This is a genomic window from Halomonas denitrificans (assembly GCF_003056305.1).
Classification (GTDB): domain Bacteria; phylum Pseudomonadota; class Gammaproteobacteria; order Pseudomonadales; family Halomonadaceae; genus Halomonas; species Halomonas denitrificans.
In genome coordinates, this window is record NZ_PYVX01000010.1 from 25,129 (window position 1) to 44,848 (window position 19,720).

20 protein-coding genes are annotated in these 19,720 nt (G+C 72.0%); 11 read left to right on the forward strand and 9 right to left on the reverse strand.

The annotated features are described in order from the left end of the window. The first annotated feature begins 12 nt into the window (after positions 1-12). Genes C9F13_RS17020 through C9F13_RS17035 form a run of 4 tightly spaced genes read left to right on the forward strand, consistent with a single transcriptional unit; the run spans position 13 to position 4,636 of the window. The gene (locus tag C9F13_RS17020) at positions 13-750 is read left to right on the forward strand and encodes a molecular chaperone TorD family protein (RefSeq protein WP_108447442.1); all 738 of its coding nucleotides are present in this window, start codon (positions 13-15) and stop codon (positions 748-750) included. A gap of 29 nt (positions 751-779) precedes the next feature. Continuing rightward, positions 780-1,574 carry a DOMON domain-containing protein gene (locus tag C9F13_RS17025; protein WP_108447443.1) on the forward strand — a complete coding sequence of 265 codons (795 nt, stop codon included), beginning with the start codon at positions 780-782 and terminating at the stop codon, positions 1,572-1,574. Positions 1,575-1,586: 12 nt separating this feature from the next. After that, the gene (locus tag C9F13_RS17030) at positions 1,587-2,711 is read left to right on the forward strand and encodes an Mrp/NBP35 family ATP-binding protein (protein ID WP_108447444.1); all 1,125 of its coding nucleotides are present in this window, start codon (positions 1,587-1,589) and stop codon (positions 2,709-2,711) included. A gap of 41 nt (positions 2,712-2,752) precedes the next feature. Next, positions 2,753-4,636: a WD40/YVTN/BNR-like repeat-containing protein gene (locus tag C9F13_RS17035; RefSeq protein WP_211310994.1), complete on the forward strand. Its 1,884-nt coding sequence runs from the start codon at positions 2,753-2,755 to the stop codon at positions 4,634-4,636. A gap of 36 nt (positions 4,637-4,672) precedes the next feature. Here the strand turns inward: C9F13_RS17035 and C9F13_RS17040 are convergent, their stop codons facing one another. Next, positions 4,673-4,996 (reverse strand): hypothetical protein, encoded by a 324-nt coding sequence (locus C9F13_RS17040; protein WP_245888821.1) that lies wholly within the window; start codon positions 4,994-4,996, stop codon positions 4,673-4,675. 200 nt (positions 4,997-5,196) lie between these two features. Between C9F13_RS17040 and C9F13_RS17045 the strand changes: the two genes are divergently transcribed. The 4 genes from C9F13_RS17045 to C9F13_RS17060 all read left to right on the forward strand — a co-directional run bounded on the left by C9F13_RS17045 (position 5,197) and on the right by C9F13_RS17060 (position 9,251). Then, positions 5,197-5,808, forward strand: a complete 612-nt coding sequence (locus C9F13_RS17045; protein ID WP_157955219.1) for a porin family protein — start codon at positions 5,197-5,199, stop codon at positions 5,806-5,808. A 101-nt stretch (positions 5,809-5,909) separates the two neighbouring features. Next, the gene (locus C9F13_RS17050) at positions 5,910-7,274 is read left to right on the forward strand and encodes an MATE family efflux transporter (RefSeq protein ID WP_108447492.1); all 1,365 of its coding nucleotides are present in this window, start codon (positions 5,910-5,912) and stop codon (positions 7,272-7,274) included. 70 nt (positions 7,275-7,344) lie between these two features. Beyond that, positions 7,345-8,655: a short-chain fatty acid transporter gene (locus C9F13_RS17055; protein ID WP_108447446.1), complete on the forward strand. Its 1,311-nt coding sequence runs from the start codon at positions 7,345-7,347 to the stop codon at positions 8,653-8,655. Positions 8,656-8,747: 92 nt separating this feature from the next. After that, a complete protein-coding gene (locus tag C9F13_RS17060; RefSeq protein ID WP_108447447.1) occupies positions 8,748-9,251 on the forward strand; it encodes an acyl-CoA thioesterase in 504 nt (167 codons plus the stop codon). 17 nt (positions 9,252-9,268) lie between these two features. Here the strand turns inward: C9F13_RS17060 and C9F13_RS17065 are convergent, their stop codons facing one another. The 3 genes from C9F13_RS17065 to C9F13_RS17075 form a co-directional block, all read right to left on the reverse strand. Further along, positions 9,269-9,589 carry an I78 family peptidase inhibitor gene (locus C9F13_RS17065; RefSeq protein ID WP_108447448.1) on the reverse strand — a complete coding sequence of 107 codons (321 nt, stop codon included), beginning with the start codon at positions 9,587-9,589 and terminating at the stop codon, positions 9,269-9,271. Between the two features lie 75 nt (positions 9,590-9,664). Further along, positions 9,665-9,796: an entericidin A/B family lipoprotein gene (locus tag C9F13_RS17070; protein ID WP_108447449.1), complete on the reverse strand. Its 132-nt coding sequence runs from the start codon at positions 9,794-9,796 to the stop codon at positions 9,665-9,667. A gap of 84 nt (positions 9,797-9,880) precedes the next feature. Continuing rightward, positions 9,881-10,627 carry a sulfite exporter TauE/SafE family protein gene (locus tag C9F13_RS17075; RefSeq protein WP_108447450.1) on the reverse strand — a complete coding sequence of 249 codons (747 nt, stop codon included), beginning with the start codon at positions 10,625-10,627 and terminating at the stop codon, positions 9,881-9,883. Positions 10,628-10,759: 132 nt separating this feature from the next. Between C9F13_RS17075 and C9F13_RS17080 the strand changes: the two genes are divergently transcribed. Beyond that, entirely contained in the window at positions 10,760-11,197 is a 438-nt protein-coding gene (locus tag C9F13_RS17080) for an HIT domain-containing protein (protein WP_108447451.1), read from the forward strand. Positions 11,198-11,236: 39 nt separating this feature from the next. Here C9F13_RS17080 and C9F13_RS17085 read toward each other — a convergent pair whose 3' ends face one another. After that, complete coding sequence (locus C9F13_RS17085; protein WP_245888822.1) at positions 11,237-11,593, reverse strand: hypothetical protein; 357 nt, start codon at positions 11,591-11,593, stop codon at positions 11,237-11,239. Beyond that, positions 11,593-12,129, reverse strand: a complete 537-nt coding sequence (locus tag C9F13_RS17090) for a hypothetical protein (RefSeq protein ID WP_108447453.1) — start codon at positions 12,127-12,129, stop codon at positions 11,593-11,595. The genes C9F13_RS17085 and C9F13_RS17090 overlap by 1 nt, the downstream gene beginning before the upstream one ends. A gap of 187 nt (positions 12,130-12,316) precedes the next feature. Between C9F13_RS17090 and C9F13_RS17095 the strand changes: the two genes are divergently transcribed. After that, positions 12,317-12,790, forward strand: coding sequence for a Dps family protein (locus tag C9F13_RS17095; protein WP_108447454.1), 474 nt, complete (start codon positions 12,317-12,319; stop codon positions 12,788-12,790). Between the two features lie 86 nt (positions 12,791-12,876). Here the strand turns inward: C9F13_RS17095 and C9F13_RS17100 are convergent, their stop codons facing one another. Genes C9F13_RS17100 through C9F13_RS17110 form a run of 3 tightly spaced genes read right to left on the reverse strand, consistent with a single transcriptional unit; the run spans position 12,877 to position 18,133 of the window. Further along, positions 12,877-14,343 carry a DNA recombination protein RmuC gene (locus C9F13_RS17100; protein WP_108447455.1) on the reverse strand — a complete coding sequence of 489 codons (1,467 nt, stop codon included), beginning with the start codon at positions 14,341-14,343 and terminating at the stop codon, positions 12,877-12,879. After that, entirely contained in the window at positions 14,340-15,845 is a 1,506-nt protein-coding gene (locus C9F13_RS17105; protein WP_108447456.1) for an aminoacyl-histidine dipeptidase, read from the reverse strand. The genes C9F13_RS17100 and C9F13_RS17105 overlap by 4 nt, the downstream gene beginning before the upstream one ends. 32 nt (positions 15,846-15,877) lie before the next feature. Continuing rightward, positions 15,878-18,133 carry a tRNA(Met) cytidine acetyltransferase TmcA gene (locus C9F13_RS17110; RefSeq protein WP_108447457.1) on the reverse strand — a complete coding sequence of 752 codons (2,256 nt, stop codon included), beginning with the start codon at positions 18,131-18,133 and terminating at the stop codon, positions 15,878-15,880. 388 nt (positions 18,134-18,521) lie between these two features. Between C9F13_RS17110 and dctP the strand changes: the two genes are divergently transcribed. After that, a complete protein-coding gene (gene dctP / locus C9F13_RS17115) occupies positions 18,522-19,631 on the forward strand; it encodes a TRAP transporter substrate-binding protein DctP (RefSeq protein ID WP_108447458.1) in 1,110 nt (369 codons plus the stop codon). Positions 19,632-19,720 lie beyond the last annotated feature (89 nt).

The window sequence follows — 19,720 nt, forward strand, 5'->3', positions numbered from 1 at the left end:
GGAGAGACGACCATGACCGCAGCGCACGCCCTTCCGTCCTCCGCCGTCGCCCGCGCCGAGGCGCGGGGCGCCGTCTACCGCCTGGCCGCCGCGGCGCTCGGCTACCCGCTGGCCGAGACCCAGCAGGCCTTCGCCGACGGGCGCTTCCACGCGAGCCTCGACGAGGCCTGGCAGCTGCTTGCCGGCGAGCCCTGGCCGCGACTGGCGCCGAGCGCCAGCCTCGCCGACCTGGAGGTGGGCTACATGGCCACCTTCGTGCACGGCGAGCGGGGCAAGCCCCGGGTGCCCCTGGTGGCCAACGCCTACCCCGACCTGCTGGCCGGGCTCTCGCCCGGCAGCTACCTGCTCAACGTCCAGGCCTTCTATCGCCACTTCGGCCTGACCGCGGCGCTGGGTGACGAGGGGCACACCGACGAGCCGGACCACCTGGTGGCGATGCTCGAGTTCTGCGCCCTGCTCTGCCACCTGGAGCGCCGCGCCCTGGCCGGCGACGCCGACCCCGCGCCCTATCGCCGGGCCCAGCGGGACTTCCTGGCGCGCTGCCTCGGCCCGCTGCTGCACGCCGTGCGTGAGCACTACGCCCGGCAGCGCGACCTGGGGCTCGACGCCACCCTCGAGCGGCTGATCCAGACCCTGCCCGACTGGGCCGACCGCCAGCGCCTGACGCTCGAGGCCGAGGTCGGGCCCTGCCCCGGCCCGAGCGACGCCCGACCGACGCCCGACACCGCACGCCAGGCCCTCTGGGACTGAACGCGACCCGACCGACGAGGAACCACGTCATGACACTGCGTGACCTTCTGCCCGGCTCCCTGGCACTCGCGATGGCCCTGACCACCGCCGGCGCCTTTGCCGATCACACCGAGCTCAACCCCAACGTCAACGAGATCCAGCCCGGCGACACCGTCACGGTCTCCGAGCTGCCCGAGGACATCTACCTGCGCGTCCAGAACGATCCCGACGACCTGATCTGGGATCGCCTGCCGATGTACCGCACCACCCTGCTGGCCGCCCCACCGGTGCATGAGTCGGTCCAGCTGCGCTTCGACGAGGACGCGACCCGGGGCAAGCACCTCTACTTCCAGGTCGCGCGCTCCAGCGAGCGCTTCTACATCCGCCTGAAGTGGAAGGACGACAGCGAGAACCGCACCACCACGGTGGACGACTTCCGCGACGGCGTGGCCGTGCAGTACGCCCTGGGCGACGTCGACACCTCCTACATGATGGGCTCCGGCCCGGACGCCCCCGTCAACATCTGGTACTGGCGCGCCGACCACGAGCAGCGCATCGAGAACCTCGCCGCCGGCGGCTACGGCAGCACCACCCGGCTGCCCGAGCAGCGCGTCTCCGGCGCCAGCGACTACCACCCGGAGGCGATCCCCCAGGACAGCGAGTGGCACGTGGTGATGTCGCGCCCGCTGGCGGCCGAGGGCGAGCACGAGGTGAGCTTCGATCGCGACCGGGTGCCGATGGCCTTCGCCCTCTGGGAGGGCAGCGACAACGAGCGCGACGGCGACAAGCGCGTCACCCACACCTGGATCCTGCTGGACCCCGGTGCCGGCGACACCCAAGGCTGAGGAGGCATCACGATGTCGGTATCCCACTTTTCCCCCCGCGACCCCGGCCCCGCCCGCGACCCGCTGGCGCTGGCCCCCGAGGACTGCGGTCGCGGCCACGCCTGCCAGTTCTGCCCTCAGGAGGAAACGTGCGGCCTCGAGAAGGGCCACCACGAGAAGCGGCTGATCGAGTCGCGCCTGGCCGGGATCGGCCAGATCATCATGGTGATGGCCAACAAGGGCGGCGTCGGCAAGAGCACCGTCTCGGCCAACCTGGCCGCGGGACTCGCCGCGCGGGGCTATCGCGTGGGGGTGGCCGATGCCGACATCCACGGCCCCAACCAGAGCCGCTTCTTCGGCTGCGTCGGGGAGCGCGTGCGCCTCGGCGAGCAGGGGCTCGCGCCCCGGGCCTTCGCGGCCGACGGCATCGCGCACCCGCTGCGGGTCGGCTCGCTGGCCTTCATGATGGAGCGCGACGACACCCCCATCGTGTGGCGCGACGCCTACAAGCACGACTTCATGCACCACCTGATCGGCTCCTTCGACTGGGGGCCGCTCGATTTCCTGGTGATCGACATGCCGCCGGGCACCGGCAACGAGCTGATCACCCTGGCCGATCTGCTCGAGGGGCACGACGTGGCCGCCCTGCTCGCCACCACCCCCCAGGAGGTGGCACTGATGGACAGCCTCAAGGCGGTGCGCTTCTGCCAGGAGCGCCAGCTGCCGCTGCTCGGGGTGGTGGAGAACATGGCCGGCGTCACCTGCCCCCACTGCGGCGGCGAGTTCCACCTCTTCCCGCGGGCGCATCTCGCCGCGGCGCTGGCCGAGGTCGAGGTCGACTCCCTGGCGCAGATCCCGCTCTCGCCGGCGCTGGCCAGCGGCTCCGACCGCGGCCAGCCGATCGTGCTGGCGGCCCCCGAGGGCCCCGAGGCGCAGGCCTTCGCCCCGGTGGTGGAGGCCTGCGTGGCCCACGCCCGCCAGGGCTTCGCCGAGGCCGCGGCGCACTCGCTGCAGGCGCTGGCGAGCGAGGCCGGCGACGCGCTGGAGGCGGCCCTGGCCCAGGCCCCCGCCGAGCAGCGCGACGAGCTCGAGGCGCAGCTCGCCGACCTGCTCAATGATGCGCCCCGGCCCCCCGATCCCGACGCCGCCACCCGCTGATCCACCGCCTTCACTGGCCGCTTTTGACAGGACGCCACGCCATGACCCAGACCCGCCATGCCGGCTCGCCCCAGGCCGATCGCCGCCGTTTCTTCCGCCAGCTGCTCGACGGCGGCAATGCCAACCGACCCCAGCGCGCCCCCTGGCGCCGTGTGCCCGAGGTGGGCGCCGGCGACGGCGACGTGCTCTGGTCGGGCTGGGCCGGCGACGGCGAGGTGTTCGTGGTCGGCGACGAGGGCATGGTGCTGCGCTACACCGGCGCCCCCGACGACGCCGGCCAGCAGTGGCAGCGCATGCAAGTGCCCACCAACCTGCCCCTCCACGGCCTCTGGGGGACCGCACGGGACCAGCTCATCGCGGTGGGCTGGATGGGCACCGTGCTGCACTTCGACGGCCGCGCCTGGCAGGCGGTGCGCGGCGGCGTGATCGACGAGGAGAGCGGCCGCTTCGCCCCCTGCGTGGAGAACACGCCGCTGTTCGCCATCGACGGCACCGCCCGCGGCGAGGCCTGGGCGGTGGGCGACGACGGGATGATCCTGCACTTCGACGGCGCCCAGTGGCGCACGGAGGAGAGCCCCACCCAGGTCAACCTGCGCGCCGTCGCCTGCACGCCGGGCGGGCGGGTCTATGCCGCCGGCGGCGAGGGCACGGTGCTCGAGCGCAGCCATGACGGGCGCTGGACGCGGCTCGACTGCCCACTGGGCTCGGGCTTTCACGCCCTGCTGGCGGTCGGCGACGACGAGCTGCTGCTCGGCGGCGGGCGCTACTTCATCGACCAGGGGGGCTTTCGCGGCGAGCTGGTGCGCTACCGGAACGGCGAGTTCCAGGCGCTGACCTTCGAGACGCCGCTGCGGCGCCTGCGGGCGCTGAAGGCCTACAAGGATGGCGTGCTGATCGTCGGCGACCAGGGGCACCTCTACTACCTGAAGGACCTGCGCCTGGACCGCCTGGAGAGCAACAGCCGACACGACCTGATGGACATCGTGCCCCTGCCCACCGGCGAGGCCCTGGCGGTGGGCGACTTCGGCACCATCATGACCGCCGCCCCCGACTTCACCGAGGCCCTGGCGCCGCCGCCCGCGGCGGTGCGCCCCAAGGCCTGGGAGGCCATGGCCTCGCCCACCGACCGCCAGCTGTGGGGGCTGTGGGAGGCGCCGGACGGCACCTGCTACGCCTGCGGCGAGGCCGGCACCGTGCTGCGCCTGGCGGGCGAGGCCTGGGAGCTCTTGCCGGCGCCCAGCGAGCTGGCCGTGCACTGCGTCTGGGACGCCGGCCACGGCGGGCTCTTCGCCGCCGGCCAGCTGGGGCGCATCTACCGCTTCGACGGCGAGCGCTGGCAACTGCACTTCGACCTGCACCTGGACCTGACGATCCTGGCGATGTGGGGCACCGGCCCCGACTCGCTCTACGCGGTGGGCGACGAGGGCCTGGTGCTGCACTTCGACGGCCTGGGCTGGCGGCGCATGCCGAGCGGCACCGCCTCGGCCCTCTACGGGCTCTGGGGGCTGGACGACGAGCACCTGCTGGCGGTGGGGGACTTCGGCCTGGTGCTGCGCTACAACGGCCGCGAGTGGGCCGAGTTCAACGTCGGCACCGAGAGCTTCCTCTACGGCGTGTGGGGGCGTGCCCTGGACGACATCTACGCCGTGGGCCTCTCCGGGGCCCTGGCGCACTTCAACGGCCAGCGCTGGCAGCTCGAGCCGACGCGCCTGCGCGACGACCTGCTCGGCATCTCAGGCTCGCCGGCCGCCGGGGTCAGCGCCGTGGGCACCCGCGGGTGCGCCCTGCGCCTCACCGAGGGCCAGTGGCTGAGCGAGGAGACCGGCACCGAGGCCGGCCTGCGCGCGGTGTGCGCCACCCGCGGCGGCGCCACCTACGCGGTGGGGGATCGCGGCACCATCATGCGCCGCCGCCCCGAGGCCTGAACCGCGCCGGCGGCGGATGCCAGGTCTCGCCGCGCGCTAGCGCTCGTCGGCGCGGCGGCTCACGCTGCAGCCCAGGCAGCGCCGGAACGTCGCCTCGGCCGGGGTCTTGATCAGCGTCTCCGCGGCGGCATCGACGTTGCCGCCCAGCGCCGAAAAGGGCAGCGACACCAGAAAGACCGCCGTGCCGCCCAGGGTGGCCACCGCCAGCAGCGGCCGGGCGATGACGGCATCGGCGATCATCGCCCCGCCGCTCGGCCGGATCCTCTCGTCGTTGCCGACGGCCATGGACGGCAGGCTGCCCAGCAGCAGCCCCATGGCCAGCAGGCCGACGATCATGCGCTTGCCCAGTCGCTTCATCATGCTCACTCCTTATGCGGATTCCTGGCCCTCACCGGGGTGTCCCTGCCCCTCCGGCCCTGGCCTGTGCGTGGCGCACCCTCAGACCAGCGCCTAGACTCACGAGAGTTACACAAGTTCACAGGGTTTCCTAACAGGGTAGCTGGCTTTTGCCCCCTGCCCAGTACCGCGGGCGCCGCCCGCTCCATGCAAAGGAGCGCATGATGAAACGCCTGATCGCCACCGCCGCGCTGGCCACTCTCGTCGCCGGCCCCGCCTTCGCCCAGGACCCTTGGGTCGGCCCGCATGAGGGCCCCTACCTGGGAGCCGGCATCGGCCACGCCACCCTGGACAACGAGACCCTCGACTGGCTCGAGCGCATCGGCGCGAACACCGATGACAGCGATACGGGGTACAAGCTGTTTGCCGGCTACCAGTTCAACCCCAACGTGGCCGTCGAGGCCGGCTACGTGGACCTCGGCGAGGCGTCCGCCAGCGGGGCCAGCGGGGGCGACCGGGCCAGGCTGACGCTTGGCATGGAGGGCGTCACGGCAGCGCTGGTCGGCAAGCTGCCCATCGCGAATGGGTTCAGCGTGCATGGCAAGCTCGGAATGATCGCCTATGACGCGGACCTCGACCTCGACGCCGAGATCGACGGCCAATCCTATGACGTCAGCGCCGACGAGGACGGCACCGACCCCTTCTACGGGATCGGCGCCGAGTACGCGATCCAGCGCCTCCTGATCCGCGGCGAGTACGAGCGCTACGACATCAGCGAGAGCGGTGAGGACTTCGAGATCGACCTCTTCTCCGCCAGCGTCGGCTACCACTTCTGATCGCCATCGGCGCACCCTGACGGCCCCGCTTCCCGGCGGGGCCGTTGCGTTACGGGACGGGACACGACACTCTGGCGCGTTTGACCATCGAGGGACCCGCCGTGACGTCGACCAAGACCGCCGGGACGCCGACGCGCATCTGGGCGCTGGCCTGGCCGATCATTCTCTCCAACATCACCGTGCCGCTGCTCGGGCTCGTCGATACCGCCGTGGTCGGCCACCTGCCCGACTCGCGCTATCTCGCCGGGGTGACCCTGGGGGCGACGCTGTTCAGCTTCCTCTACTGGGGCTTCGGCTTCCTGCGCATGGGCACCACCGGCCTCACCTCCCAGGCGGTGGGACGCGAGGCGGATGGCGAGGTGCGCAACCTGCTCGGCCAGTCGCTGCTGCTCGCCATGGGGATCGGCCTCACGCTGATCCTGGCCGGCGAGCCGCTGGTGCGGCTCGGGCTGTGGCTGCTCGACGGCAGCGCGGCGGCCACCGAACTCGCCGCGGAGTATGCCCGCATCCGCCTGCTCTCGGCCCCGGCGGTGCTGGCCAACTACGCCATCCTCGGCTGGTTCCTCGGTCAGCAGAACTCGCGGGTGACGCTGGCCATCCTGGTGCTGACCAACAGCGTCAACATCGCCCTGGACCTGCTGTTCGTGGTGGGGCTCGGCATGACCAGCGACGGCGTGGCCTGGGCCACGGTGATCGCCGACTACACGGCGCTGGCCTTCGGCCTGTGGCTGGTGTCGCGCCAGCTCCGGGGGCTCGCGGGGCGCTTCCTGCGCAGCCGGATCCTGCGGCTTGCCGCCTACGGCGAGCTCTTCCGGGTCAACGCCAACCTCTTCGTGCGCACCCTGGGCCTGCTCTTCGCCATGGCCTTCTTCACCTCCCGCGGCGCCGCCCAGGGCGACACCGTGCTGGCCGCCAACGCCGTGCTGCTGCAGTTCATCATGCTGACCAGCTACGCCCTGGACGGTTTCGCCCATGCCGCCGAGGCGCTGGCCGGGCGCGCCGTGGGCCGCCGGCGCTTCGACGAGTTCGGCGACGTGGTAAAGAGCGCCGCGCGCTTCTCGCTGATCACCGCCGGCACGGCCGCGCTGGCCTTCGCCCTGGGCGGCGAGGGGCTGATCGCGCTGCTCACCGGCCTGCCGGAGGTGCGGGAGACGGCCGGGGCCTACCTGCCCTGGATGGTCGTCATGCCGCTGGTGGCGGTGTGGAGCTACTTGCTGGACGGCGTCTTCATCGGCGCGACCGCGATCCGCGAGATGCGCAACAGCATCTTCGCCGGCCTCGCCGTCTACCTGCCGCTCTGGTGGCTCACCCATGGGCTCGGCAATCACGGCCTGTGGCTCGCCTTCCTGGCCTTCGCCGCGGTGCGTTCGGGGGTGCTCGCCGCCTACTACCGCCACCATCGCCGCACCCGCTGGTGCCATCACGCGACGGCCGCCCGCGTTGACGACGCGCCCCGTCCCGGGTAGCACAAGCCTCTGAGATTGCGCTACTTTCTGTCGGGTACGCCATACAAGACAACAGAACAAGGGAACTCTCATGCTCAAGGCTCTATCGCGGCCGGCCGTCAAGCTGGTCGAGAGGTATCTGCCCGACCCCTACATCTTCGTGCTGCTGCTGACGGTCATCGCCGCCGCCGCGGCGATCGCCGTGGAGCGCCAGACCCCGCTGGCGGTGCTGCGTTTCTGGGGCGACGGCTTCTGGAACCTGCTGACCTTCTCGATGCAGATGCTGCTGGTGCTGGTCACCGGCTTCATGCTGGCCAGCTCACCCCCCGTCAGCCGCCTGCTGCAGAGACTCGCCGGCCTGGCCAACAACGCCGGCGCCGCCATCCTGCTGGTGACCCTGGTCTCGCTGGCCGCCAGCTGGATCAACTGGGGGTTCGGCCTGGTGGTCGGCGCGCTGTTCGCCAAGGAGCTGGCCCGCCAGATCAAGGTCGACTATCGCCTGCTGGTGGCCAGCGCCTACTCCGGCTTCGTGGTCTGGCACGGCGGGCTGGCTGGCTCCGTGCCGCTGGTGATCGCCACCGAGGGGCACTTCGCCGTCGAGCAGATCGGCGTGATCGGCACCGGCGAGACCATCTTCTCGCTGTTCAACGTCGCCATCGTGCTCTGCCTGTTCGTGGCGGTGCCGCTGGTCAACCGGATGATGCTCCCGGACGAGAAGGACAGCGTCTACATCGACCCCGCGCTGCTCGGCGAGACCGAGACGAAGCGGCCGCGCATCACCCGCCCGGCCGAGCGCCTCGAGAACAGCACCACCCTCGCCTGGCTGGTCGGCATCCCCGGCCTGCTGTTCCTGTTCGACCACTTCGTGCTCCAGGGCGGCGGCCTCAACCTGAACGTGGTGAACTTCCTGTTCCTGTTCCTGGCCATCGTGCTGCACCGCACGCCCCAGAGCCTGCTCAACAGCCTGCACGAGGCGATCAAGGGCGGCGCCGGCATCGTCATCCAGTTCCCCTTCTACGCCGGGATCATGGCGATCATGGTGCAGTCCGGGCTCGCCGAGACGCTGTCCGGCGCGCTGATCTCCTTCGCCACCGAGGCGACCCTGCCCTTCTGGTCCTTCATCAGCGCCGGCATCGTCAACATCTTCGTGCCCTCCGGCGGCGGCCAGTGGGCCGTGCAGGCGCCGGTGATGCTGCCGGCCGCCCAGGCGCTGGGCGTGGACATCCCCCGGGTGGCCATGGCCGTGGCCTGGGGCGACGCCTGGACCAACCTGCTGCAGCCCTTCTGGGCGCTGCCGGTGCTCGGCATCGCCGGCCTCAAGGCCAAGGACATCATGGGCTTCTGCCTGATCCAGCTGCTGATCACCGGCATCATCATCGCCGTCGGCCTGACCTGGTTCTGACCCGGCCCGCCCGAGCGCGATCCGCCGACGCCTCGCTCCCGCTTGCGGGGGCGAGGCGTTATGCTTCATGAAACCTTCACGGGACCCAAGCGATGGACGACCAGACCCTCCCCGGCCAGCACGAACTCTCGATGACCGTGCTGATGACCCCGGACATGGCCAACTTCAGCGGCAAGGTGCACGGCGGCGCCATCCTGAAGAAGCTCGACGAGGTGGCCTACGCCTGCGCCAGCCGCTACGCCGGCCACTACGTGGTGACGCTCTCCGTCGATCAGGTGCTGTTCAAGCAGCCGATCCACGTCGGCGAGCTGGTCACCTTCCTGGCCTGCGTCAACCACGTGGGCAGCTCCTCCATGGAGATCGGCATCAAGGTGGTGGCCGAGGACATCCGCCACAAGATGATCCGCCACACCAACAGCTGCTACCTGACCATGGTCGCCGTCGACGACCACGGCAAGCCGGCGCGGGTGCCGCCGCTACGGCTGGAGACCCGGCTGCAGAAGCTGCGCTTCGAGAAGGCGGCCCTGCGCAAGAAGCTGCGCAAGCAGGCCGAGGAGGAGGAGCGCCGCACCCTGGCGGAGCACGGCGAGCCCTAGGAGGGCGGCGGTGACGCTCAGCCGCAGTCGATGGCGGTGATGATATCGCGCTCGTCCAGGCGCACGTTGAGGCGATCCTGGCGGTAGTCGAGGGTCGCGACGGTCCCGGGGTGCAGCACCCTGAGGGTGGCCGCGCCGCTCTCGGCCTGCAGCGCCTCGCCGAGGGCGGCGGTGAAGCGCTGCCCGAGCCGATCCTGAAGCGAGGTGGCATCGCAGTCGCTGCCGGCGGTCACCTCGGGCGGAGGCGGCGCGGGCGCCGGATCGGGAGTGGTCGATCCGCCGGCGCAGCCGGCCAGCAGCAGGGCGGCGGCGATCGGCGCGAGGGCCTTAGAGCGCATGGTCTTCTCCTCTTCCATGGTGGAGGGCCCGGAACGATCGGTCACCGTTCCGGCGGGTCGCCCCCCATACGCTGATCAGTAGCTGGATTTCTGGATGGCCTCACCACCCTCCTCGATGTCCTGGCCGGCGCCGCGGATGGTGTTGCAGCCGCTAAGCAGCGACACGGCGAACAGCGCGACGAGTCCCAGTGCGAGTGTCCGTTTCATGCTTGCCTCCTCGAGCTTTCCGATGTGCAGTCAATCGATCATGCCCTTTGAATCTAGCACGCGACCGCCGCCATCATCGAACGGCTATCCCAGCAGCAGGCGCAGGATGATCGCCGCGATGACCGCGAGGGTCAGCCACTTGACGATCAGGGCCCCGCGCGGGCTCATGTTGACCTTCACCGCCAGCCAGGCGCCCAGCATGCTGCCCGCCGCCAGCATCAGGCCGTAGCCCCAGCGCACCTGGTCGTTGACCAGGAAGATCGCCAGGGCCGGCAGGGTATAGACCAGCACGATCAGCACCTTGAAGACGTTCACCTGGGCCAGGTCGATCTTCAGCATGCGGTAGAGCACCACGATGAAGAGGATCCCCACCCCGATCTGGATGAAGCCGCCATAGAGGCCGATGGCGAACATCGCCAGGTAGACGGCGGGGGTGAGGCGCTCGGCGGTGAGCGGGCGGGTCTCCACCCGCGGCTGAGGGAGCAGCATCAGCACCGCCGAGCCCGCCATCACCGCGATCAGGATCGCCTCGAACAGGGCGTCGTCGGTCTGCAGGGCCAGCCAGGCGCCGAGCAGCGAGCCGGCGACCGCCGGCACCGACAGCCGCAGGGAGAGCCCCAGGTAGGAGGCGCCGGCGCGCAGGAAGCTGGTGACCGCCGAGACGCTCTGAAAAGCCACGGAGACCCGGTTGGTGCCGTTGGCCGCCTGGGGCGGCAGCCCCAGGAACATCAGCAGCGGCAGCGTCAGCATCGAGCCCCCCGCGGCGAGCACGTTGATGAAACCGGCCAGGGTGCCGATGGTCAGCAGGGCGAGGGCCTCGAGCAGCGTCATGATGGCGTCCGTGCGTAGCGAGTCGAAGGCCGTCCAGCATACCGGCCCCGCCCGGCCGGGGGAATCTGACCGCCCGGCCCCGCTGTGCCATCATGGGCGCCACAGGGATGCCCTGGCGAAAGGAGAGCAGCGATGCAGGATTTCGAACCCGATGCCCGCCTGGTGGCGGACACCTACCCGATCACCGAGCTGCCGCTGTGCCAGCTGCGGCTGATGGACGACGCGCGCTTTCCCTGGCTGGTGCTGGTGCCGCGCCGCCAGGCGGTCAGCGAGGTGTTCGACCTCGACGAGGCCGACCAGCGTCAGCTGTGGCGGGAGGCCACCGCGGTCGGCCGGGCCCTGCTCGAGGCGCTGGAGGGCGACAAGCTCAATCTCGCGAGCCTCGGCAACGTGGTCGCCCAGCTGCACGTGCACGCCGTGGTGCGTCGCCGCGAGGACGCCGCCTGGCCGGCGCCGGTGTGGGGCCACGGCCAGGCCGAGCCCTACGACCCGGACGCCCTGGCCGACATGCGCGCCCGCATCCTGGCCGAGCTGGAGCGGCTGGACCTGGACGCCGGCGAACGAGGCTGAGGAGACCGGGGCCGAGGCCACAGGAACGCGGCGTCGGCCTCAGGGGGAAGGCCGCAGTCGCGCCTCGAGGTCGGCGAGCCAGGGAGCCAGCAGGTCGGGCGGCAGCGCCCGGCCGCCCCGGGTGGCGAGGGCCTCGATCCGGCTTCCTCCCTCGACGCCCGGCGAGACGCGAAGCGCAATGCCATAGCCCGGCATGCGGGCCAGCACGGCGTCCAGCCGCCCCAGATCAATGTCGGCATGGCGAATCACGTAGCCACGCTCCATCAGCAGCGCCATCGCCTCGCGCAGGGTCGCCTCGGGCGTGGCCGCCAGACGTCGCTCGACCGGCGCGCCGGGGGGCGAGGCGGCACAGCCGGCGAGCCAGGCGATCAGCAGCAGGGGGAGCAGCGCGCGCATCATGACTTCCCCCCGGCCGGCACGGCCCGGATGGCGTTACGCAGGTCGCGGCAGAAGTCGGCGTCGCTGGCACTGCGCGATTCGCGCAGGTCGCCCCGCCAGTCGATCAGGCGAATGTCGCGGCTCACGCGCACCGCTTGCTCGTCGACCACCACCGAGACCCGCTCGGCGCGGGTGGCCTCGTCGATGCCCGGCCCGAAGCCGCCGCCCATGCCGAGCATCACGCCCGTGCCGATGTGCCCCCCGCTGCCGCCGCGCACGAAGCCGCCGATGTGCGGCAGGCGTTCGACGCCGTTGTCGTGGTAGATGGTGGTGCGGGCCCGGTCGGCGCTGACCAGCCCCAGCGAGGCATCGGTGTGGCGCACCACGAACCCCTCCGCCTCCAGGGCCGTGATCACCCGGGGCAGGTCATCGCCGGACGCCGCGGTCCAGCGGCACTCGGCGGCGGGGGCGGGCTCGGCCACCGGCAGGGTCGTCGGCGTCATCTGGCAGCCGGCCAGCACGCCCGGCAGCAGCCATATCAGCCATGCACGCATCGGGTCGTCTCCAGAAACGGTTGCCTTCAGTCTAGGCCGCACGCCGCGGCGACGACACGCCGGCCTTGAATCTCGCCGCCGCCGCCCGCACCTCGTTGGCATCGGCTATGGCGGCCATGAAGAGAATCGACTTACCCGCAGCCGCCGACCGCAGTACGCTGTCCACAAGCGATCAAGGAGGCATTGCATGAGCGACACCAACACCATCGGCCTGCACGAATCCAGCGCCAGCCAGCTCGCCGAAAAGCTCAACGAGCTGCTGGCCAACTACCAGATCTTCTACATGAACGTGCGCGGCTATCACTGGAACGTGAAGGGCCCGCAGTTCTTCCAGCTCCACGAGAAGTTCGAGGAGTTCTACACCGACCTGCTGATCAAGGTCGACGAGGTCGCCGAGCGCATCCTGACCCTGGGCCACACCCCGGTCCACGCCTACAGCGACTACGTGAAGATCGCCCGGATCCAGGAGGACAAGGACGTTCACGACGGCGAGGCCTGCGTGCGCGGCGTGCTCCAGGGCTACCAGACGCTGATCGAGCTGCAGCGCGAGCTGCTCTCCCTGGCCTCCGACGCCGACGACGAGGGCACCGCCGCCCAGGCCGGCGACTACATCCGCGAGCAGGAGAAGACCGTGTGGATGCTGGGCGCCTACCTCGGCTGATCGCCCCGCCCCGCGCATGAACCCGGAACGCCGCCCTCGGGCGGCGTTCTGTCGTCTGGCGGTCGCGTTCTGAGCTTAAGAGCAGCTCAGGCGCGATTCGACGCCGGTGACTCGTCTCCGCCCGGCTCGCCCTCTCTGTCGGACGGGTCTTCTTCCCCTTCCTCGCCTTGGTCGCCGGTGGCGGCACGCACCAGCTCGGCGGGCAGCGGCTTTCGCATGCGCACGCCCAGACGCTCGAGCTCGGTGGCCTGGGCCACCAGGCTGCCCTGGCCGCTGGAGAGGCGCCCCATGGCCCGGCGCTGGCTGTCGCTCGCCCGCTCCAGGTGGCGCCCCACCTCCTCCAGGCTCTCGACGAAGCCGGAGAACTTGGCCAGCAGCTTCTCGGCCCGCTCGCCGATCAGCCGCGCGTTCTCGTTCTGGCGCTCCAGGCTCCACAGGCCCGCCACGGTGCGCAGGCTCGCCAGCAGGGTGGTCGGGGTGACCACCACCACCTGGCGGTCGAAGGCCTCCTGGAAGAGCGAGGGGTCGCGCTCGAAGGCGGCGGCGAAGGCCGGTTCCACCGGCACGAAGAGGAACACGAAGTCCGGCGAGTTGAGCCCCGGCAGGGCCGGGTAGTCCTTGCCCGAGAGGCCCGCCACGTGGCTGCGCAGCGACTGCAGGTGCGCCTTCATGGCCGCCTCGCGTTCGTCCTGTGCCTCGGCGTTGACCACCCGGGTCCAGGCGACCAGCGACACCTTGGCATCGACGATCAGGTGGCGGTCGTCGGGCAGGTAGATCACCGCATCGGGGCGCTGGCGCCCCTGGTCGCCCTGCAGCGAGACCTCGCGACGGTACTCGATGTCGCGACGCAGGCCGCTGCGCTCGAGCACGGTCTCGAGCATCAGCTCGCCCCAGTGGCCCTGGGCCTTCTGGTCGCCCTTGAGTGCCCGGGCGAGCCCCGCGGCCTCCTCGCCGAGGCGGGCGTTGAGCCCGGCCAGCTGCTCGAGCTGGGCCTTGAGGGAGCCGCTGTCGCGGCTCTGCTGGCCGTGGAGCTCCTCGACCCGGCGGCGGAACTGGTCGACCTGCTCGCGGAAGGGCTTGAGCGTCGCCTCGAGGCCATCGCGGCTCTGGGCGGAGAAGGCCTGCTGGCGCTCCTCGAAGATGCGCCCGGCCAGCTGGTGGAACTCCTCCTTGAGCCGCTCGCGGGCCTCCTCGAGCAGGGCCAGCTGCTCGCGGTGGCGCAGCGCCATCTGTTCGCGCTCGGTCTCGAGCCGGGTGGCGCGCTCGCGCTGCTCGGCGAGCCGGTCGCGGGTACCGGCGAGCTCGGCCTCGAGGGCCGCCAGGCGCTCGCGGCTGCTGTCCAGCTGGGCGTCGCTCTGGGCCAGCTCCTGCTCGAGGCGCCGCACGCCGGCCTCGCGCTCGTGCTCGGCCTGCTCCCGGGCGGCGAGCGCCGCCTCGGCGGCCGCCAGGCGGCGCCGCCAGCCCAGCGCCAGCAGGGCGGTCACGGCGAGCAGCCCCGCCAGCGCCACCGCGACCCCGCCGGCCGAGCCGGCCGCCTGCCACCAGGCGGTCATCGCCGCCCCGAGGCGCCATCGGCGCCGGCCGGCGCCTCCCCGTCCACCGCGGCCAGCTCCTCCACCAGTGCACGCAGCAGCGACCAGAACTCCTCCACCGAGGCGAGCTCCACCCGCTCGTCCGGCGAGTGGGCGCCGCGGATCTGCGGGCCGAAGGAGATCATGTCGAGCCCTGGATACTTGCCGCCGAGGATGCCGCACTCGAGGCCCGCATGGATCACCTTCACCTCGGGGTCCTGGCCCAGCCGCTCGGCATGCAGGCGGCGAAAGCGCGCCAGCAGCGGGCTTGCCGGGTTCGGCGTCCAGCCGGGATAGGCGTTCTCGACCCGGGTACGGGCGCCGATCAGCTCGAAGAGCGCACGGAAGCGATCGGCGATGTCCGCCGTGGCGCTGTCGCGCAGCGAGCGCACCAGGGCGCAGAGGTGGAAACGCCCGGCGGAGAGGCTGACCACCCCGAGGTTGTTGGAGGTCTCCACCACTCCGGGCAGCGCAACGCTCATCCGCTCTACGCCGCAGGGCGCCACGTGCAGGGCCCGCACCAGCAGGTGGCTGGCCTCGGCGGTCAGGGCCTCGTCCGGCGGCGCGTCGGCGGGCGTGAGGGAGAGCGCGAGCCCCTCGTCGACGCCGGCGAGCTCGGCGCGCAGCTCGTCCGCGAGCGCCGCCACCCGCGCCCGGGCATCGGCGAGCTCCTCCTTTGGCAGCAGCAGGGTGGCGAAGGCCTCACGGGGCAGGGCGTTGCGCAGGGTGCCTCCGTGGTAGTCGGCCAGCCGCGCCCCGAGGGGCTCCAGGGCGCGCAGCGCCCTGACCAGCAGCCGGTTGGCGTTGCCGCGCCCCTTGTGGATATCGATGCCGGAGTGGCCGCCGGAGAGCCCGGTGAGCGCGAGTGAGAACGCCGCCTCGCCGTCCGCCGGCGGCGCGGTGGGCAGCTGGGCGTCGACGATGACGTCGGCGCCGCCGGCGCAGCCGACGTAGACCTGGCCACGATCCTCGGAGTCCAGGTTGAGCAGCACCCGGCCCTCGAGCCATCCCTCGGCCAGGTTCAGGGCGCCGCCCATGGAGGACTCCTCCTCCAGGGTGAAGAGGGCCTCCAGCGGGCCGTGCACCAGGCTGTCGTCCTCGAGGATCGCCAGCGCCGCCGCCACGCCGAGGCCGTTGTCGGCGCCCAGGGTGGTGTGGCGGGCGTGCAGCCAACCGTCGACCACGTGGGTGTCGATGGGATCGCGGGTGAAGTCGTGGGGATGGTCGGCGTTGGCCTGGGCCACCATGTCCAGGTGCCCCTGCAGGATCACGCCGGGGGCGTGCTCGTGGCCGGGGGTGGCGGGCTTGCGGATGCGCAGGTTGCCGAAGGCGTCGCGATCGTGGGCCAGGCCCAGGCCGTCGGCCCAGCGCTCGAGGGTCGCCACCAGGGCGGCCTCATGGCCGGAGGGGCGAGGCGTGTTGCACAGGGTCCGGAAATGGCGCCACAGGGGCCGGGGCGAGAGCTGCTCGAGATGTGCGTTCATGGGGCCTCTGTCCGACAGGGAATGCGGGCACTCTACCGCCCGGTCTCGGCGGGGGAAAGTCCGCCGTCGCGTTGGTGAAGGCGCGCCACGGCCTCGCGCAGCCAGGCCTGGACGCCCTTCCTGCCGGTGACGCCCAGGCGCGGCGCCAGCCAGCTCGCCTCGCGCCCCTGGAAGGCCCAGGCCGCCAGCGCCTCCAGCGTCTCGTCGCCCTCTTCTTCAGGTCCCTCTTCGTGGGCCCTGGCGCGGCGCCTCACCAGCGCCTGGATCGCCGGGCGCGCGAGGGCCGGCTCGCGATGGCCGAAGGCCACGTCCTCGAGATCGCGCCGGTCCGCCTCGTCGAGGGGGCCCGCCGGGCCCTCGGCGAGCAGGGCGAGCGCCACCGCGGGCTCGAGCGCGGCCAGCTCGAAGGCCAGCAGGCCGGGCAGCTGGCGCTGGAAGCGCGCCGTAAGCCTCTCGGCGAGCGCCTCGCCGGCCGCGCTGGTGGGCCGCACCACCATCAGCGCGTGCTCGCCGGTGGCGGTCTCCCGGGTCAGTCCCAGGCGCACCGCGCGAAAGCCTGCCGCGCGCCAGAACGCCAGCAGGCCCGGCTCGGCGCCGAAGCTCGCCCCCAGCAGGTCGATGCCCTCGTTCCGGGCCCGCACGAGGGCATCGTCGAGCAGGCGCCGCCCGCCGCCCCGGCGGCGCCGGCCGGCGGGCACGGCGATGCGCAGCACCCGCCGCAGGCGCGCGGTCAGCGCCTCGCGCTCCCCGGCATGGGCGGCCAGCGACTGGGCCAGCAGGTGGCCGCGCGGGCGACGCTCGCCCCGGGCCACCCGCTCGGCGAGCTCGGCCGGAAAGCCCCCTTCGTCGCCGCACACCGCCACCCCCTGCAGGACCGGGCCCGCCTCGAGGGTGGTGATGGTCACCCCCGGGCCGTCCAGCAGCCGGCGCAGGTCGGCGGGGGTGGTGCGGTAGTGGGCCTGCACCAGCAGACCGAACAGCGCCCGCAGCCGCGGCTCATCATGGGCCAGGGCGTCGCGGTCCAGGCGCGCCACGACGGGCGCCGCGTCGCCGGGGCGGGCCGCGTCCGGCTCGGCGTCCAGCAGCAGCAGCCGGGCGGTGAGCGCCTCCAGGGGATCGTCCGGCGCCCAGCGGATCGGCGCGGCCAGGTGGCACTCGCGAAAGTCGGGCGTCTGGCGCTCGAGGCGTTCGCGAAAGCGCAGCGCGAAGCCGCGCCCCGAGCCCTCGTAGCCGTGCACGGTGGTGGCGAAGGCGATTCGCGGGAAGGCCTCGAGCCAGCGCCCCAGCAGGGGGGCGGGGATCGCCGCCGCCTCGTCCACCAGCAGCAGTCGCCCGGGGCCGCCGAGCTCGCCCTGCTCGGCCAGGCGGGCCAGCTCGTCGGGCGCCAGGAAGCGCACCCGCCCCCCGGGAGCCTCGAAGGCCTGGCCGTGGCGCCTGCCCTCGGGGCAGAGCGCCGCCAGGCGCTCGAAGAGCCCGGCCACCGCCGCCGGGCGCGGGGCGGTGACCAGGATCTCGGCCTCCGCGGCTCCGGACCCTGTCTCAGTCCCGGCCGCCAGCAGCCGCGCGCAGGCGATGCCCAGCGCCGCGGTCTTGCCGCGGCCGCGATCGGCGGTCAGCACCAGGGGGCGGCGGCGACGCAGCCGGGTCAGCCGGGTCACCGCCTCGGCCTGGTCGCGGGTCAGGCAGGCGTCATCGTCGGTGGCGGGCGAGGCCTCGTGCGGCGCCTCGGGCAGCTCCGGCAGTCGCGGCGCCTCCCCCGCCGTCCAGCGGATCACCCGCGCCTCCTCGGACAGCAGCCGGGCGAGGCGCGCCAGGTAGCGGGCGGTGAGCCGCTCCACCCGCCAGGGATGGTCGGCCAGGCGGACGTAGTCGGCATCGGGGCGCCGCCCCCAGTCGGCGGGGGTCATCAGCACCAGCAGGCCGCCGGCGGTGAGCGTGCCGGAGAGCGCCCCGAAGGCCTCGGGGTCGAAGCCGTCCTCGGCCGAGACGGTATCGATCACCACCAGGTCCTGCTCGCCGCCCAGCCGCGTGCGGGCCTTGGCCGGCGGCAGCCAGGCCGGGGCCGCGAGGCCCTCGGGGCGCGCGGCGGCGACCCACAGGGGCGCGCCCCAGCCGCCCGCATGCCACAGGCCCAGCGCCTCGCGCCGACAGGCCTCGGCCTCGCCGGTCAGCCACACCAGGCCGCGCCAGCGGCACTGCGCGAGGCGTCTCGCCTGGGCCAGCAGGGCGCCGGTCGCGCCCGCCTGCCGGTCGTTGCTGTCCCTCTCGCTGTCTACTCTGCCGCTCATGGCGTTGCCTCCTGTCGCCGCTGCCCTGCCTGAGGTGCCTTTCTCGGCGCCCTCACCTACCACTTTGGTCCTATGTCAGCGCCGCGTTCAACGCTGCATGCTCTCCATGAGCGTCCGTTTACGTTAACGTAAACACAAAGCAACCCCTTGATTATCATGCCATAGCTTACCGCCCAGGCGGGCCGACACGCCGCGGATCGCGCCCCCTGTCGCCGGCAGCACGCTTCGTCATCTTCACATCAGCGCGATCGAATCCTGCAGGGACGACGTGCTAGCTTGAGGCGAGCGCCGCGACGCCGTCGGAGCGACGGGGTCGCGGCGGGTGGACCGGCTTGGCCAACGCGGTGCCTATCGGCATCGCCGCTCGAACCAACAAAAGGGACAAAAAATGACAGCACTGCGCACCTTCACCCTCACCGGCATCGCCGCCGGCGTCGCCCTCGCCGCCCTGAGCACCACCGCCCAGGCCCAGGAAACCTGGACCATGACCACCACCTGGCCGGACAACCTGGACCTGATCCAGATCGACCGCCACTGGGCCGAGCTGGTCAACACCCTGGCCGGTGACGAGCTGACCATCAACTTCCGCGCCGGCGGCACCCTGATGCCCGGCACCGAGGTGTTCGACGCCACCCAGACCGGCGCCATCCAGGCGGCCGGCGACTGGCCCGGCTACTGGGCCGGCCTGAGCCCGGCCTTCTCGCCGCTGGCCACCACCACCAGCCTGTTCAACGGCGTGGACTACCTGAACTGGATCAACCAGTGGGGCGGCTTCGAGCTCTACCAGGAGGTCTACGGCGACTACAACATGGTCTACCTGCCCTACGGCATCACCAACAACGAGTCCGGCTTCCGCGGCGGCACGCCCATCGAGAGCATCGCCGACCTGGAGGGCAAGCGCCTGCGCCTCTCCGGTCGCGACCAGGGCCGGGTGCTCGAGCAGCTCGGCGGCTCCCAGGTGACCCTGGCCGGCGGCGAGATCTACCAGGCGATCGAGCGCGGCGTGGTCGACGGCGCCGAGTTCTCCACCCCGGGCGTGGACTACAAGGCCGGCTTCTCCGAGGTCGCCGACTACTGGTCCGTGCCGGGCTGGCACCAGTCCGCCAGCGTGTTCGGCGTGATGATCAACCAGGACGCCTGGGACGCCCTCTCCGAGGAGACCCAGGAGAAGCTGAAGATCGCCGCCCAGGCGACCATGGCCTGGTCACTGGCCTGGTCCGAGCGCGAGTCCACCGAGGGCACGGTGAAGTTCATCGAGGACGGCACCGAGATCAACCAGCTCTCCGAGGAGGACCTCGCCGAGATCCAGCGCATCACCAACGAGGTGATCGTCCAGGGCGCCTGCGAGGACCCGATGCACGCCAAGGTCTATCACTCCATGATCAGCTACCTGCAGCACTACGCCAACTGGCGTGACATCTCGGTGCCCTACAACATGAGCCGCGTCACCGACGACCTGCCGTCCCTCGAGGAGATCGAGGCCTGCATGAACCAGTAAGCGGCCCGGGCCGGCCCCGTCGGGGCCGGCCTCCATGCCCCGGGTTTCACCGCTCCCTCCCGAACGCTTCGCCCGATGCCGAGAGCTCC